The 15,491-nt window shown below is 52.6% G+C and carries 11 protein-coding genes; 5 read left to right on the forward strand and 6 right to left on the reverse strand.

Features of this window, described 5'->3' with window-relative positions:
- Positions 1-14: 14 nt before the first annotated feature.
- From MKX51_RS07930 to MKX51_RS07945, 4 genes are all read left to right on the forward strand, one after another.
- Positions 15-932, forward strand: a complete 918-nt coding sequence (locus MKX51_RS07930) for an ABC transporter ATP-binding protein (RefSeq protein WP_340991972.1) — start codon at positions 15-17, stop codon at positions 930-932.
- Positions 925-1,611, forward strand: coding sequence for an ABC transporter permease (locus tag MKX51_RS07935; protein WP_340991973.1), 687 nt, complete (start codon positions 925-927; stop codon positions 1,609-1,611). The genes MKX51_RS07930 and MKX51_RS07935 overlap by 8 nt, the downstream gene beginning before the upstream one ends.
- Positions 1,612-1,853: 242 nt before the next feature.
- Positions 1,854-3,671 (forward strand): PAS domain-containing sensor histidine kinase, encoded by a 1,818-nt coding sequence (locus MKX51_RS07940; protein ID WP_340991974.1) that lies wholly within the window; start codon positions 1,854-1,856, stop codon positions 3,669-3,671.
- A 295-nt stretch (positions 3,672-3,966) separates the two neighbouring features.
- Positions 3,967-4,767 carry a class I SAM-dependent methyltransferase gene (locus tag MKX51_RS07945; protein ID WP_340991975.1) on the forward strand — a complete coding sequence of 267 codons (801 nt, stop codon included), beginning with the start codon at positions 3,967-3,969 and terminating at the stop codon, positions 4,765-4,767.
- Positions 4,768-5,140: 373 nt separating this feature from the next.
- Here the strand turns inward: MKX51_RS07945 and MKX51_RS07950 are convergent, their stop codons facing one another.
- The 3 genes from MKX51_RS07950 to MKX51_RS07960 form a co-directional block, all read right to left on the reverse strand.
- Positions 5,141-5,986, reverse strand: coding sequence for a DegV family protein (locus MKX51_RS07950; protein ID WP_340942453.1), 846 nt, complete (start codon positions 5,984-5,986; stop codon positions 5,141-5,143).
- Positions 5,987-6,148: 162 nt separating this feature from the next.
- Positions 6,149-7,009 carry an AraC family transcriptional regulator gene (locus MKX51_RS07955; RefSeq protein WP_340755323.1) on the reverse strand — a complete coding sequence of 287 codons (861 nt, stop codon included), beginning with the start codon at positions 7,007-7,009 and terminating at the stop codon, positions 6,149-6,151.
- A 139-nt stretch (positions 7,010-7,148) separates the two neighbouring features.
- On the reverse strand, positions 7,149-8,834 hold the full coding sequence (locus MKX51_RS07960) for a glycoside hydrolase family 13 protein (RefSeq protein ID WP_340991976.1): 1,686 nt from the start codon (positions 8,832-8,834) through the stop codon (positions 7,149-7,151).
- A gap of 63 nt (positions 8,835-8,897) precedes the next feature.
- Here MKX51_RS07960 and MKX51_RS07965 point away from each other — a divergent pair, with 63 nt between their 5' ends.
- On the forward strand, positions 8,898-9,605 hold the full coding sequence (locus MKX51_RS07965) for an HAD family hydrolase (RefSeq protein WP_340991977.1): 708 nt from the start codon (positions 8,898-8,900) through the stop codon (positions 9,603-9,605).
- On the opposite strand, the gene MKX51_RS07970 is transcribed toward MKX51_RS07965, so the two are convergent.
- The 3 genes from MKX51_RS07970 to MKX51_RS07980 form a co-directional block, all read right to left on the reverse strand.
- Complete coding sequence (locus tag MKX51_RS07970; protein ID WP_340991978.1) at positions 9,595-11,913, reverse strand: glycoside hydrolase family 65 protein; 2,319 nt, start codon at positions 11,911-11,913, stop codon at positions 9,595-9,597. The two genes, MKX51_RS07965 and MKX51_RS07970, sit on opposite strands and share 11 nt — an antisense overlap.
- Positions 11,914-12,546: 633 nt before the next feature.
- Positions 12,547-13,209, reverse strand: coding sequence for a beta-phosphoglucomutase (pgmB, locus tag MKX51_RS07975; RefSeq protein ID WP_340991979.1), 663 nt, complete (start codon positions 13,207-13,209; stop codon positions 12,547-12,549).
- 663 nt (positions 13,210-13,872) lie between these two features.
- Positions 13,873-14,916: a LacI family DNA-binding transcriptional regulator gene (locus MKX51_RS07980; RefSeq protein ID WP_340942443.1), complete on the reverse strand. Its 1,044-nt coding sequence runs from the start codon at positions 14,914-14,916 to the stop codon at positions 13,873-13,875.
- Positions 14,917-15,491 lie beyond the last annotated feature (575 nt).

A 15,491-nucleotide genomic window follows, 5' to 3' on the forward strand; every position in this document is an offset into this window, starting at 1 on the left:
GGGGATAACGGAAAATGACAACGATACTCCGGACATGGGATCTGACCAAGGTCTATGAGGATAAGGAAATTGTAAGCAGTGTGAATATGGAGATTAAGCAGGGTGAAATTTACGGTTTCCTGGGGCCGAACGGCGCGGGCAAAACAACGGTGATGAAAATGATCACAAATCTGGTGAAGCCGACGGCGGGCGAGATTGAATTTGCCGGGGAGAAGATGACCCATCGCTCTTACGACATGCTGAAGCGCATGGGCAGCATTATTGAATACCCGGTGTTCTACGACAAGCTGAGTGCCCGCGAGAATCTGGCGCTGCATGGGGAGTATATGGGCTTTTATGATGCCAATGCGATAGAGGAAGCGCTCGAATTGGTGAAGCTGAGAGCGGTGGACAACAAGCCGGTGAAGAATTTCTCCCTGGGGATGAAGCAGCGGCTGGGCATTGCCAGAGCGGTCATGACCAAGCCGGAGCTGCTGATTCTTGACGAACCGATTAACGGGCTGGACCCGCTTGGAATCAAGGAGCTGCGCGAGGTGTTCCGTATGCTGAGCCGTGATTATGGCATGACCCTGCTGATCTCCAGCCACATTCTGGGCGAAATCGAGCAGATTGCCGACACGATCGGCGTAATCCGTGAAGGGGTGCTGGTAGAGCAGGTGGCTATGGATACGATCCGAAATCAGCAAACTCAGTATATCGAACTGGTGACTAGCGAGTGCACGAAGGCCGTCTTCATCCTGGAGGGGAAGCTGGGCATCCGCAATTACAAGGTGCTTGACCCGCGGACCATTCGTGTCTATGAAGATATCCCGCAGCTTGAGCTGAGCCGGGCCCTGTCCGCAGCAGAGGTGGAGCTGGAGAGTATGAGCAAGAAGCATCATTCGCTGGAGGATCATTTTGTGGAACTGATGGGGGGCGTTAACCATGCTTAAGTTAATCCGGCTGGAGCTGCGCAAGAGTAAATTCACTTTTCTTAAGGGCGTGCTGATTGCGGATCTGGCCATTTTGGTCCTTATGCTTCTTCTAGCCTTTACCGGGATGGATGATGGGGAATTCGGAACGTATGGCGATTTATTTCAAGGGGTGTCTGTTTTTGTAAAAGCGACCTATATCATCTTCGCCTCCGTTCTGATCAGCAAGCTGGTCATCGACGAGTATAAGAATAATACAATCACAGTGCTGTTCATGTACCCTGTACCGCGTAAAATGCTCATGGCGGCCAAGCTAATCATTGTCTTCCTGTTCACCTTCTTAAGTATTTGGCTGTCTAATATTGTGATTAGCGGTATTCTTGCAGGTGTCGGTTATTTCCTGCCTAATGTTATTCAAGGCGCGCTGACACAGAAGCTGCTGCTTACCCACCTGATAACAGCCGGAACAGATGCGCTCTACGCGGCAGGCATCGGACTGATTCCGTTATACTTCGGGATGCGCCGCAAATCCGTATCGGCCACGATTGTCTCCGCCGTGCTGATCGTCATGCTGATCTCCTCAGGCTTCGGGAACTTCCGCATGGGTAACCTGCTCGGGATCTCGGTTAGCCTGGCCCTGGCCGGGGTGGCGATTGCCTACCTCTCCATCCGCAAGATCGAGCATCAGGATATAAGCTGACATCGCCGGAATTCAAGCCTGTCCTCTCATAGAAATGCAGTGAACAGTGCGGTCCTTCTACAGGACTTGCACTGTTTCTGTCGTTTTACAGTCTGCCCCGGTGCCATGTTTTTCTGGCGACCGTTAACGTTTTTTTTGCTATAATAGGAACTAATTCAGAGAGTTCTACATAATCAGAGCGTTTATACAGTCTTCGGACGCTAACTATAGCAGGGTTGAAGGAGCAGCGGAGGAGGTGGGCTATGCTTAAAGACTGGGCTTCTATTCTGGACAACGCGCTGTCTGGTGAAAGTGCTTATAGGGCGTTGTTCGATCATCATCCGGACCTCATCATTGTGCTGGACAGGCAGGGAAGGTACAGGGACAGTAACCGGATGTTAAGTGCCGAGGAGGCAGGCATATTGAACGATTGCCGGATGCATCCGCCCGGTGAGGCTCATTTCGCAGCGGCCCTGGCCGGGATTACATCGGGCTTCGAGCTGGCCATGGAAGCCTCGGAAGGACATGAAGAGACGGGGAGAGGGGCCGGCGGTGCTGAGTCTGGGGGTAATTATGGTGCTGGAAGTGCGGGAAATACTAGTGCTGTAAATGTGGTAAGTACTGGTGTTGGAAGTACTGAGAGTGCTGGGAATTCTGGAAGTGCCAAGAGTACGGGAAGTGCTTGCGGTGCAGGGGTTACGGTACGCTATGTGCCGCTTCACACAGACGAAGGCATTGCCGGTGTATTCGCTATCCTCCATGATTCGGGGAACCAGCCCCTGTCCAGTCTGCTGCATAGCTGGGTGAGCATGAGCAGCAGCCATGCGGCAGGTGCTGAGCGGAATGTGCAGGCAGGAGACGGGTATTCTGCGTATGCGGATGAAGTGGCCGCCGCGAAGGATGACGAGGAGCTGCCGCAGGCCGAATTCGTGTTCGAGATGGCCGAGGACAAGCGGCTTAGCCTCATTCTGAACTCTGTCTCTGCCGGAATCTTCGGCCTGGACAACCTCGGCCGGACCATCTTCATTAACCGTGAAGGGGCAGAGATGCTGGGCTACGAGCCGTCAGAGCTGACCGGGCTGCCGATGATGGAGATGATCCATTACATGCATGGAGGCGCGCCCCGCCATTCTCCGCTGGAGTGCCCCATCGTGCTTACCCTGCAAGACGGAGTTACCCGCAGCAAGGCGGATGATGTCTTCTGGCGCAAGGATGGAACCAGCTTCTTCGTGAATTACCGGATCGCTCCGCTGCTGGACAGAGGCGTGATCTGCGGTGTGGTTATTTCCTTCAGCGATATTACGAACGAGCGGGAGATCCTCCGCGCCAAGGAATCAGCAGAGCAGGCTGCACAGGCCAAGTCGGATTTCCTGGCAATGATGAGCCATGAGATTCGCACGCCGATGAACGGAATGATCGGCATGGCCGACCTGCTGCTGGAGACCGAGCTTGGGGAGGAGCAGCGCAGCTACGCCGAGATTCTGCGCAGCAGCAGCTACAGCCTGCTGCAGATTCTTAATGACATCCTCGATTTCAGCAAGATGGAGGCCGGCAAGATGCCGCTGCAATCCGAACGCTTCGATCTGCGGGAGATGCTGGAGGGCATTATTGATCTGTTCACTCCAAAGGCGGAGGAGAAGAAGCTTTCCCTGCGCTGGTGGGCAGATACCAGTGTGCCGGACATTGTCACGACCGATCCTAGCCGGCTGCGCCAGATTATCGTTAATCTGGTCGGCAACGCGCTGAAATTCACCGATCGGGGCAGTGTCACCTTGTCAGTCAAGAACATCCCGCTGCCCGCTTCAACGGAATATCTGCTGGAGTTCTCGGTCCGCGATACCGGTGTAGGCATTGCCGACAGCAAGTTGAATCTGCTCTTCCAGTCCTTCTCCCAGCTGCATCCGTCCATTAACCGCAAATACGGCGGAACCGGGCTGGGACTTGCCATCTGCAAGCAGCTCGTGGAGCTGATGGGCGGAACGATCTTCGTGGAGAGCGAGGAGGACCGGGGATCGATCTTCCGGTTTATGCTGCCTTTTATGAAGGAAGAGGCGGAGCCCGAGCCTGAGTTACTCTCCTGAGGGGTAACCCGAGCCGAGTGCTGACGTTCATTTGTGTTCTCGTATATCGAGGACAATCACCTGTTCTCAACTATCAAGCCAGACAACCTGTTCCCAAGATACAGTGGGAGCGGGTTGTTTCTGTCTGTTATATCCACTCTAACGCTTGGGCAGCGTAAACAATTGTATGTTCTCCACTTGCTCACCTTCGATTGGCTCTTAACGGGACACAGTAAAAATGCTTGTTGCATTGTAAGCGGATTATAGTAGAATCAGAAAGTGCCATTTCCAAATTCTTCTTACAAGGGGGAGTAACATGCAGGAGCAGATGTCGCGTGCGAATAAGGCGGCTTGGGAGACGAAAGCGTATCAGGCTTGGACACAGTACCATGGTTCACCTGAGGAGCTTGCAGTGCGGCTGCAGCAGGACCCCGCACATACGCTGCGGTATTGGCTCAAGTACACGGGCGATCCGTCAGGCTTGAAGGTGCTGAATCTGCTCGGCTCTCACGGCAGGAAGGCCATTTGCTTCGCTGTGCTGGGAGCAGAGGTCACCGTTGTGGATATTTCTGAAGAGAACCGTTTATATGCCTGCGAGGTAGCGGAAGCAGCGGGAGTGAAGCTGGATTACATCTGTGCAGACGTCATGAATATCCCCGATGAAGAAGCTTTGGGAACGTTCGACGTAGTGCTGATGGAGTTTGGTATTTTACATTATTTCACTGATTTGAATGCGGTGTTTGCCTTGGTCCGCAGACGGCTGAAGGCAGACGGACGACTCCTGCTAACCGACTTCCACCCGTTCGCCAGGGCATGGCTGACCACGAAGACGCTTCAGCATCCCACCGGTAATTATTTTGACGATACGCTTAGAGAAGGTGAAGTTGCATTCGCCAAGCTGCTTCCTGAAGAGGAGCGCTCCGGCCTAGGACAAGTGGTGGTGCGGAGCTGGACGCTGGGGGATATCCTGACCTCTGTCGCTTCGCAAGGGTTATATATCCGTACCTTCGAAGAAATCAAGAGTGCCGAGCACCCGGGATTCCCCGAGTTCTACACGCTGGTTGCCGATGCTGTTGAGGGTCCGCTGAGCCCGTTATATCCCGATACGACAACTTAATTCAATCCCATACACAAGAAAAACAGCAGGTCCCCTCGGAGGGCCTGCTGTTTCTTGTTGGCAGAATGTAATCGAAAAACCGATCACATTGCGCTACCGCGAGGCAAGTGAGCCCAATGTAATCGAAAAACCGATCACATTACGCTACCGCGAGACAAGTGAGTCAAATGTAATCGAAAAACCGATCACATTGCGCTACCGCGAGGCAATTGAGCTAAATGTAATCGAAAAACCGATCACATTGTGCTACCGCGAGGCAAGTGAGCCAAATGTAATCGAAAAACCGATCACATTACGCTACCGCGAGGCGCGTAGTCCAAATGTAATCGAAAAACACTGCCTGACCTGATGCCTGCTGCGGGGCTCACCCGCTCTAGCGCATATACATCAGACCCACCGTTGCAGGTCCGCAGTGACTACCGATGACACAGCCGGCATGAATGACGGCGATCTCCTCAACACTGGTCTGCGCGCGCAGCGCGCTCTCCAGAATCTTGGCATCCTCTTCAGCCAGCGTATGGGCAATAATGAGCAGCTCCTTGTCCATATTGGCGGCATTCGCCAGCGCATGGTGGAGCATCTGCTCCACGGCCTTCTCCTTCTTGCCGCGGATGCGGGCAACGGGGACAATGGCTCCGTCCACCAGCCGGAGGACCGGACGGATCTTCAGCAGGCTGCCGATAAAGTTCTGCATCCCAGAACAACGGCCGCCCATGTATAAGTAGTCCAGCGTATCGACCACGAATTCCGATTCTACCCGGTTACGGGCTTCGGTAATCATTGCTGCGATGTTGGCAGCGCTCTCGCCTTTGGCTGCGGCACGTGCAGCCTTCATGACCAGCAACGCGATTCCGCCGCATAAGGTCTCAGAATCTACGACATGCACCCGGCCTTCGGGGAATTCACCCGCTGCCAGGAGTGCATTCTGATATGTAGAAGATAAAGAAGAGGACAGACTGATATAGACAATATCATGGCCGCTGCTGATCACCGGCTGGAACGCGGCGATGAAATCAGCAGGGGAAGGCGCAGCAGTCTTAGGCAGGGCGCCGCCTGCAGCAACGCGGCGGTAGACCTCTTCAGGGGTGATTTCGACCCCGTCCTTGAAGGTACCATCTCCAAAAACAACATATAACGGCACAATACCGATATCATATGTGTCCTTCCAGCCTTGCGGCAAATCGGAAGTGCTGTCTGAAAAGATTTTTACGATAGACATGAATATCTCCTTCACCGTTCTTGGATGAGAATACACTAGATTAAGAAAACTATAATCTGTTTATTATACCAAGCTTGGGAAGAATCTCAAAACAAAAAAAACAGCTCCACCGTCCATACAGACAGGCGAAGCCGTTCCCGCATTGCATGTAACCCTTGATTCTTATTTCTTCATCACCGGAATCCAGACTTCACACACATAATCCTCAGCTGACGTATCGCCGGGCGGGTATAGCTCAATCTCAGGTCCGCCGGTATGCTCATAGCCGGTTCCCGGGAACCATTCCTGATAGATCCGCTGCCAAACCCCTTGAATCGCATGCGGCAAAGCACCCTCGGACCGGAATACGGCCCAGCTGGCAGCCGGAATGACAGTGGTCTCATAACCTTGAGCATCTGTCTGCGGAGTACCTTCGACACCGATCCAATAGGTAAGCTGTTCCTTTTTCATATCCATATCCGTGCAGATGCCAAGCCATTCGCGGGAGGCACTAAGCTCAATCAGCTTGTCGGAAGTGCCGTCCTCATTGCATTCGTCCCAGAACTGCGGGATTCTGCGGAAATTCTCCCCGTCACGGGTAGTTACCTCCATTGATTTGCCGATAACGGTAAAAGCTGGTTTATCCACGATTTTGTAGTCCATATCCTGATCTCCCTTCAATGATAGGTGGAATGAGATGCGGGGGAAAGCTTTGAGCTGGACGCCAGACTTACGCGCTGCTGAAGGGGTAATCCCATGGGCTTTGCGGAACGCCTTGGCGAAGGACTCCGGCGAGTCATATCCGTATTTCAGCGCCACATCCAGTACACGGATATTGGATACCGCCAGCTCCTGGGCGGCCAGCGTCAATCTGCGTTTGCGGATATAGTCGGCTACCGTGAAGCCAGTCAGCATACTGAACATGCGCTGGAAGTGGAACGGTGAGACATAAGCTACCTCAGCCACATCCTCGATACGCAGAGTTTCAGTCATTTTCAGCTCCATATAGTCCAGTGCATGCTTCATTCGAATCAGCCATTCCAAAGCTCCCCATCTCCTTCTGAGTTCATCCTAACATGCCACCGCACAGATGTTCCTGTTATTCTCTGCTCATTAATGACAGGTCATGCGTTCTATCCACCTATGATGTCATATTCGAAGGGATTTGTCAGCTTTCGTTACGCTACCCGATCCGGCAGACTCTGGCCTCGTAAGGGCGGAGGGTGCTGCGGTCCATGGCTGCGGGCTCCTCCGGATAATTGCTGATGATCGTTCCGGTGACGGCGTTCAGTTCATCTGTAAGCTCTACAGTCTGCGGGGTATCACCGAAATTGAGCAGGATGAGCCACTTTTCATCGTCCAAGGTGCGGGTATAGGCATAGATATATTCATGCTCCGGCAGCAGCAGCTCATACTCGCCATAGACCATAATGGGATGCTGCTTACGCAGACGAATCAATTCCTGATAATAGTAAAATACAGAGTCCGGATCAGCCAGCGCCTGCTCCACATTAATCTCGGTGTAGCGCGGATTGAGCTTCAGCCACGGGGTTCCGGTGGTGAAGCCGGCGTTGCTTGAGGCATTCCACTGCATCGGGGTGCGGGCATTGTCGCGGCCTTTGGAATGAATCGCCTGGAGAATGGTGTCGTGGTCTGTGCCGCCTTCGGTCACCTTTTCCCGGTACATATTGAGAATCTCGATATCCTTATAATCCTCCAGCGCGGGGAACTTCACATTGGTCATGCCAATTTCCTCACCCTGATAGATGTAAGGCGTGCCTTTGAGCGTGTGCAGCAGGGTAGCCAGCATTTTGGCCGATTGTACGCGGTACTTGCCGTCATCTCCGAACCGTGAGACCATCCGCGGCTGATCGTGGTTGTTGAGATATAGACTGTTCCAGCCCTTGTCTGCAAGCCCCACCTGCCATTTATGCAAAATATCCCGCAGCCCCTTCAGCGTCCACGACACCACATTCCATTTGCCGCCCGGGCCGGAATCTACGTCCATATGCTCGAACTGGAACACCATTTGCAGCTCATGGCGGTCTTCGTCTGTATAGAGAATGGCATCCTCTACGGTGGCTCCCGGCGTCTCCCCGACAGTCATTACGTCGTATTTGGAGAGAACTTCACGGTTCATCTCCTGCAGATACTCATGAACCCTGGGTCCATTCATATAGTATTCGCCGCCGCCAGCAAGCTCGCCCGGGGCCAGGTCCTCATGCTGGACGGAAGGCAGGCCTTCCACCTTGGAAATCAGGTTAATGACATCCATCCGCAGCCCGTCCACACCCTTGTCGAGCCAGAAGGCCATCATCTTGTAGAGCGCCTCCCGCAGCCGGGGGTTCTCCCAGTTCAGATCCGGCTGCTTGCGCGAGAACAGGTGGAGATAATATTCACCGGTAGTCTCATCCTGCTCCCAGGCCGGGCCGCTGAAGATGGAGCTCCAGTTGTTCGGCAGCGCGCCATCTGGTCCGCCCGGACGCCAGATGTAATAATCGCGGTAGGGATTATCCTTGGAGGAACGGGATTCTACGAACCAGACATGCTCGTCCGAGGAATGGTTAATGACGAGGTCCATCATCAGCTTGATGCCGCGTTCATGCAGTCCGGCGAGCAACTCCTCCCAGTCCCGCAATGTGCCGAACTCATCCATAATATCCTCGTAGTCGCTGATGTCATAACCGTTGTCATCGTTCGGTGATTTGTAGACCGGTGACAGCCAGACGACAGTAACGCCCAGCTTCTGCAGATAATCCAGCCGGGCGAGGATGCCCTGCAGGTCGCCGATACCGTCTCCGTTGCTGTCCTGGAAGCTGCGCGGGTAGATCTGGTAGACTACGGCTTCTTTCCAAAAGGTTCTTTTCATTAATGTAGCTCCTTTACCATGGTATATTAGGTTTATAGGTTACAAGGGAATGGAGGGATTGGATTGTCAATCCAAGCGGTTCTTTTTGATTTGGATGGAACATTGCTGGACCGGGATACATCTCTGTTAAAGTTCGTACAAGATCAATACAGGCGTTACCCGGAGCTTCAGATTGTTGATCATGATTTGTTTGTTCAGCGCTTTATCGAACTTGATAATCACGGTTACCTATGGAAGGACAAAGTGTATCAACAGATCCTACAAGAGTTCTCTATTTCGAAGCTGGACTGGAGCTTGCTATTGGATGATTACTTATACAACTTCCAGCAACACTGCACAGGTTTCCCGAATTTATTAAGTATGCTTACTGAACTGAAGAATCATGATCTGAAGATTGCGTTAATCTCGAACGGTTATGGTCAATTTCAATACGATAATTTCAAGGCCTTGAACATCGGGCATTTATTCGACGAGGTGCTTATCTCCGAATGGGAGGGACTGCGCAAGCCAGATCCGGCTATTTTCCATCGTGCATTAACAAGATTAGGTGTAGATGCGGGCAATGCTCTTTTTGTTGGCGATCATCCGGATAACGATATTCGGGCAAGCCGCGAAGCGGGAATGAAGGCTGTCTGGAAACGGAATGATCCGTTTGTCACAGTGGCTGAAGCAGATGCTGTTATTGATGATTTGGGAGAATTAGTAGATCTCTTATTGAAAAAAGCCCCGAAGAAGCTAAATATCTTCGGGGCTGATAAGCTTACACCGTAACAGAAGTGCCCCCGGCGCTGACAGTGCCCAGTCCGTTCACCGTATACTCCTTGCCGTGAATGGTGAGGGAGGCTGGAACCTCGGTTTCGTTGCTGACGGTAACCTGTGCATCGGTCACGGTCACTTTTAGCCGGGAGCCGCGGAACATGATTTTGAACGAATAGGAGGTCCAGTGTCCCGGGTTAGACGGGTTCAGAACCAGCCGGTCGTTCAGCACGCGAAGTCCGCCGAAGCCATGAACAACGGACATCCATGTACCCGCCATGCTGGTGGTATGGCAGCCGTCCTCCGTATCGTTATTGTAATTGTCGAGATCTAGGCGTGAGGTCCGCAGGTACATCTCATACGCCTTCTCCTTGTAGCCCAGCTCACTGGCCAGAATGGAATGGATGCAAGGGGAGAGGGAGGACTCATGCACGGTGATCGGCTCGTAAAAGTCGAAGTTGCGCTTCTTGGTCTCCAGATCATAGCGGTCGCCGAGGAAGTAGAGTCCCTGAAGCACATCTGCCTGTTTGATGAAGCATGAGCGCAGAATCCGGTCCCATGACCATTTCTGGTTCAGCGGCAGGTTCTCCGGCAGCACATCCTTGACCTGAATGATCTCCTTGTCAAGAAAGCCGTCCTGCTGGAGGAAGATACCGCGTTCCTCGTCAGCCGGATAGTACATTTTGGCGATAATCTCACTCCACTTGGCCGTTTCGCTCTCCAGCAGCTCCAGCTTGTCGGCCAGCTCAGCGTAACGCGAAGCCTCATTCTCCTGCACATAGGCCAGAGCCTCAAGCGTGTATTCCATCGTCCAGGCGGCCATCCGGTTCGTGTACCAGTTGTTATTGACGTTATTCTCGTATTCATTCGGGCCGGTGACGCCCAGCATCACGTATTTGTCCTTATGCGCCACATAGTTCACACGCTCCTCCCAAAAGCGCGCAATCTCCACCAGCACCTCCAGGCCGTATTGGCCCAGATAAGCCTTGTCGCCGGTATAATTCACATAGTTATAAATAGCATAGGCAATCGCGCCGTTGCGGTGAATCTCCTCGAAAGTAATCTCCCACTCGTTGTGGCATTCCTCGCCGTTCATTGTGACCATCGGGTAGAGCGCGCCTTTGCCGTAGCCGAGCTTGCGGGCGTTCTCCTTGGCCTTCTCCAGATGCTTGTAGCGGTAGATCAGCAGATTGCGGGCAATCGCGGAGTCGGCGGTACTGAGATAGAACGGCACACAATAAGCTTCCGTATCCCAGTAGGTGCTGCCGCCGTATTTTTCCCCGGTGAAGCCCTTCGGTCCGATGTTGAGCCGGTCATCCTCGCCCGTATACGTCTGATTCAGCTGGAAAATATTGAACCGGATCGCCTGCTGCGCCGACACATCGCCTTCAATAATAATGTCGCTCTCTTTCCACTTGTCGCCCCAAGCCGCAGCCTGTTCCGCCAAAAGCGCCACAAAACCCGCCTCCCGCGCACTCTGAAGTGCAGCCGATGCGGCATCCACCAGTTGGCCCAGCCCGTAATTGCGGGAGGTGACATTCGCAGCATACTTATAAATAACCAGCTGATCGCCGGATTGTACCGGAACGTTCACTGTACTGCCCACATATTTGTCCTGCTCCAGCACCTCTGCTTCGGCCGCAACCGGCTCCCCATTCAGCAGAATGTCGAAGACGAAGGCGGAGGTGACATGGAAATCAAGCTTTTTGGTCTTCAGGGTCAAATGTCCGCCTTCCGGTCCTGCCTTCTTCTCCACTTCGTTCCAGAACTTCTCGTCATAGTTGGCATCCTTGTTCTTGATATCGCCATCCAGGTAGGGGGTTACGGTAATATTCCCTGCAAAATTGAGCGGAGTGAGCGAATAGCGGATTGCCCCGATCTCCTGACGGACCATACTGACGATGCGGATGCTCTCTACCTTGACTTCTTTGCCGTCCTGGGTGGTTGCGGTGAAGCTGCGGGAGAGCGTGCCTTCCTTCATATTAAGTACCCGGCGGAACTCACTGACTGTACAATTGGCCAGGTCGAGCGGTGTCCCGTCCAGCTCAATGTTAATTCCGATCCAGTTGGTGCTGTTCAGCACTTTGGCAAAATACTCCGGGTACCCGTTCTTCCACCAGCCGACCCGTGTCTTGTCAGGATAATAGACCCCGGCCATGTAGCTGCCTTGCAGGCTGTGCCCGCTGTACTGCTCCTCGAAGTTGGCTCTCCCGCCCATGTATCCGTTCCCGATACTAAATACGCTTTCGGATATTTCCTGGGTCTGCGGATCAAAGGACTCTTCGATGATGGACCATTCGTTGATTGTTAAGTATTGTTTCATGATTTTGGCTCCTTTAAGGGGGGATGTGGATATAAAATGAACCGTATGCCTCAGTCTTGCCGGTACGTGCAGGCCGCTCCGAATGCGAAAGGATGTTACGATCGCTGTTGTCCCCGGATGCCTTTATTCAAGCTATAAGGTAAACTTCCGGGGACAAAGGCGAACGCTGGCGCTTCTACACATTCCTTTCGCTTTCTCCGCTGATCACGTACCTGTTGGATAACGCACACAGTTCTTTACTGAGGGTAGGGTAGAAGATGCAAGTGCAGCATTCGCTCTGACTGATGAACTTGAACTGATGAACTGAACTAATAAGTGCATAGAGTAATTGACGCTTTCTGCACCCGGAGTAAAGCGCAGAGGTTAAGACTTAGAGTTAGTTGTATTCTGTGCATTTAAAAGGTGCGATTAGAGGGACTTGAGCCGTATAACTGTAGTCTGTACAACTAAATCTGCCCTAACGGGTCATAGCAGCCTAAAAGTGATTGCATAATTGTACAAAGTACAACTAAGCGGATGAACGGGGGGCTAATGGCTGAATAGTTGTACAAAGTGCAGTAAGGCTGTCCGGCCGACTAGAGATTCCGTTCAACGAAAGGTCTCGCGTTCCGGCTCCTGTACTGTTACTATTCGTCATACAGTGGCAAAAGATTCCTTCAGCGTGGCAACACTAAGCTGCCGCAGTGAAGGGACAACTAGCGTCGCTTCGCCTAGCGTCTCGGGTGAGCCGATGCCCACGCTGCGCATACCGGCACGGGAAGCGGCCAGGATACCGGCAGCGGCATCCTCGAAGACGACGCATTGTGCGGGAGCGGTGTCCAGAGCCTTCGCACCCAGCAGGAAGACCTCCGGGTCAGGCTTGGCCGCGCTGGTATGCGTGCCGTCGATGATGGCATCGAAGTATGGGGTCAGGCCGGTATTGTTCAGGATGGTCATCGCGTTCTTGCTGGCGGAGCCGAGGGCTACCTTGATGCCGACTGTCCGGCATTCCTGCAGAAAGTCCAGGGCGCCGGGCAGAATCTCCGAGCTGTCCATCTTGGCGATATACTCGACATAGCGGTTATTCTTCTGCTCGGCCAGCCGGGCTTTCTCGTCTTCGTCAAGTGTGATGCCGCCGATCTCCAGCAGAATATTCAGCGAAGCGGCCCGGCTGACCCCCTTGAGCCGCTCGTTATCCTGCTCTGTGAAGACAAATCCAAGCTCCTCGGCCAGCTCCCTCCAAGCAATATAGTGGTACCGGGCAGTGTCTACGAGAACGCCGTCCAGATCGAACAGGCAGGCTTTGATATCTGACATGTTGAACCTCCTAAAATGATTAGTGAACAAATAGATATGGGCAACCCGCCAAATGGGCGGAATTCCTGCAAAAGGTGCAACATTCCTGTGCGGAACAAGTCCCGCTGGCGGAAATCCTGCATAAAGTACAACAATCGGTGAGAGTTGCGCGCCAAATGGGCGAGAATCCTGCAAAACATGCAACATTTGTCTGCGAATCGTACCTTGGTGGCTGAAATCCTGCAAAAGGTGCAACATTTCTCTGCACAGGAGGGAAGGCTTTAGAGTAGCATCGAACATCCCAAAGTGCGCAGCCCCGGAGCTCCAGCCTCCGTATCAGTCCCGGCCCCAGCCCGATCACCAGCCCTCGTTATGAGTGCCGCCATCAGTTCCGGTCTCGATCACCAGCATCAGTATCAGTCCCGCCGCCAGCACTTGTACCAGCACTAACGTCAGCCCCAGCTCGATCACCAGCCCTCGTTATGAGCGCCGCCACAAGTTCCGGGCTCCCACCAGTCTCCGTATGAGCGCCGCCATCAGCCTCAGCGCCACATTAGCACAGGGGAAACGCCGCTGCCGGCAACATTCTTTTATATTAGCGCAAACGTTTGAACAATGCTCCAAAAAATAAATGAAGCGAAGGTCTGCTTCATTCATTTTCTTGTACATGCCTTACTGTTGCTTCTACATGTCTTGATGTCCCGGAGCATGCATAGAGGACTCCCGTACGATTAGACGGTGGGGAATGACAAAACGATTCGTATATCCGTCCTGATTATCCGGCTTCTGGATGTTCTGAATCAGCACCTGAGAGGCCGTATAGCCAAGATGATAGATTCCGATATCAATACTGCTGATCGGAGGACTAGACAGCTCGGACAGCGGGATGTTGTTGAAGCTGACTATCGCCAGATCCTCGGGGACCTTGTACTTCAGCTCGTTCAATCCGCGGAGTACCCCGAAGGAGACCATATCATCCACCGCGACAAGTGCTGTCGGACGGTTCGGAAGATTCATGAAGAAGGACATCGCCCTATAGCCGCTGTCCTGCAGGAATTCGCCTTCAACGATCCATTCTTCCTTCATCGTAAGCCCCTTACCTTGCATGGCCTTGCGGTAACCCTCCAGACGGTCGCTTGAGACGATGAGGTTCGGCGGGCCGCTGACGAAGCCGATGCGTTCATGTCCCATGGAGATGAGATGATTCGTCGCATCATAGGCGGCCATGATATTATCATTGTCCACTGACAGAATATCCTCGTAGCGGTCGCTTCGTCCTACCAGGACAAAGGGATAACCGCCCGACTGCAGGAAATCGATCACCGCATCGTCTTTACGGGAATACAGCAGAATAACGCCGTCCACACGGCGTCCCTTGAGCAGACGGGAGACAGCTTCAAGCTCCTCCTTCTCGTTCGCTCCAGAGCTGATCAGCACATCATAGCCCGAACGGCTGGACTGAGTGACGATCCCGCGGATTAATTCCATAAAAAACAAATTGGAGAACAGCTCTTCGGCCGGTTTCGGAAGAATGATGCAGATACTGTTAGTGGTCTTGGATACCAGACTTTTGGCCATCATGTTCGGGGTGTAGCCCATTTCTTCCATAATCACTTTGACCTTACGGGAAGTTTCTAAGCTGATTCTGGGATGGCCTGACAACACCCGGGACACCGTGGAGGGAGAGACTCCCGCTTTCTTGGCAACGTCCTTAATGGTAACTGTCATAGAAACCTCCTAATGGAACCGTTTGCTTTACACAGTAATATTAATCGAAGTGGGGATGATTGTAAATAGTGAAACCTCGTGTAGGGCGCAATCCCGGCAGCTTGTACGTTCTGAGCAGCATGCAGCGCAGATGCTTTAGCCATTCCGAGTCTGGAAATAGTATCGGAATTTGCGCAAATCTGTGCAATTCGAGGGAGGAATTTGTGCAAAAAATGTGCAAATAAAATTTGTGATTGCGAATCAATTTTCAAAAAATAAGTAGTTGACAATTAGTTTGCCGGGAGATTAGTATGTTAACGAATTGCAGCAAGCGTTTACAAATGCTGGTTTTACCGAAGATTTAAGAGCCGTTCTCCGGTTGATTACAGCAATCAGTTCACTATACTTCTTTTTGCAAACGTTTGCGCATATTTTGTACTGAATTAGATTGGTTTGTAATGCTTTTACCTTAAGGGGAAGGAGGTTCGAAGTTATTTTGTTGGCCTTAGGCGGCCGTACTTACAGTGTTTGTCCGTAAGGAGGGAAGGGGGTTATTCCTGCCCTGCGGGTTCAGTACCATCACATTATTGGGGGGA

The sequence above is a fragment of the Paenibacillus sp. FSL M7-0420 genome (genome assembly GCF_038002345.1).
Lineage (GTDB): Bacteria > Bacillota > Bacilli > Paenibacillales > Paenibacillaceae > Paenibacillus_AQ.

Coding starts and splice junctions, on each gene's coding strand:
- MKX51_RS07960 (WP_340991976.1), bottom strand. CDS start 8,834: ATGAAAAGAACCTTTTGGAAAGAAGCCGTAGTCTACCAGATCTACCCG.
- MKX51_RS07945 (WP_340991975.1), top strand. CDS start 3,967: ATGCAGGAGCAGATGTCGCGTGCGAATAAGGCGGCTTGGGAGACGAAA.
- MKX51_RS07980 (WP_340942443.1), bottom strand. CDS start 14,916: ATGACAGTTACCATTAAGGACGTTGCCAAGAAAGCGGGAGTCTCTCCC.
- MKX51_RS07940 (WP_340991974.1), top strand. CDS start 1,854: ATGCTTAAAGACTGGGCTTCTATTCTGGACAACGCGCTGTCTGGTGAA.
- MKX51_RS07950 (WP_340942453.1), bottom strand. CDS start 5,986: ATGTCTATCGTAAAAATCTTTTCAGACAGCACTTCCGATTTGCCGCAA.
- MKX51_RS07970 (WP_340991978.1), bottom strand. CDS start 11,913: ATGAAACAATACTTAACAATCAACGAATGGTCCATCATCGAAGAGTCC.
- MKX51_RS07935 (WP_340991973.1), top strand. CDS start 925: ATGCTTAAGTTAATCCGGCTGGAGCTGCGCAAGAGTAAATTCACTTTT.
- pgmB (WP_340991979.1), bottom strand. CDS start 13,209: ATGTCAGATATCAAAGCCTGCCTGTTCGATCTGGACGGCGTTCTCGTA.
- MKX51_RS07930 (WP_340991972.1), top strand. CDS start 15: ATGACAACGATACTCCGGACATGGGATCTGACCAAGGTCTATGAGGAT.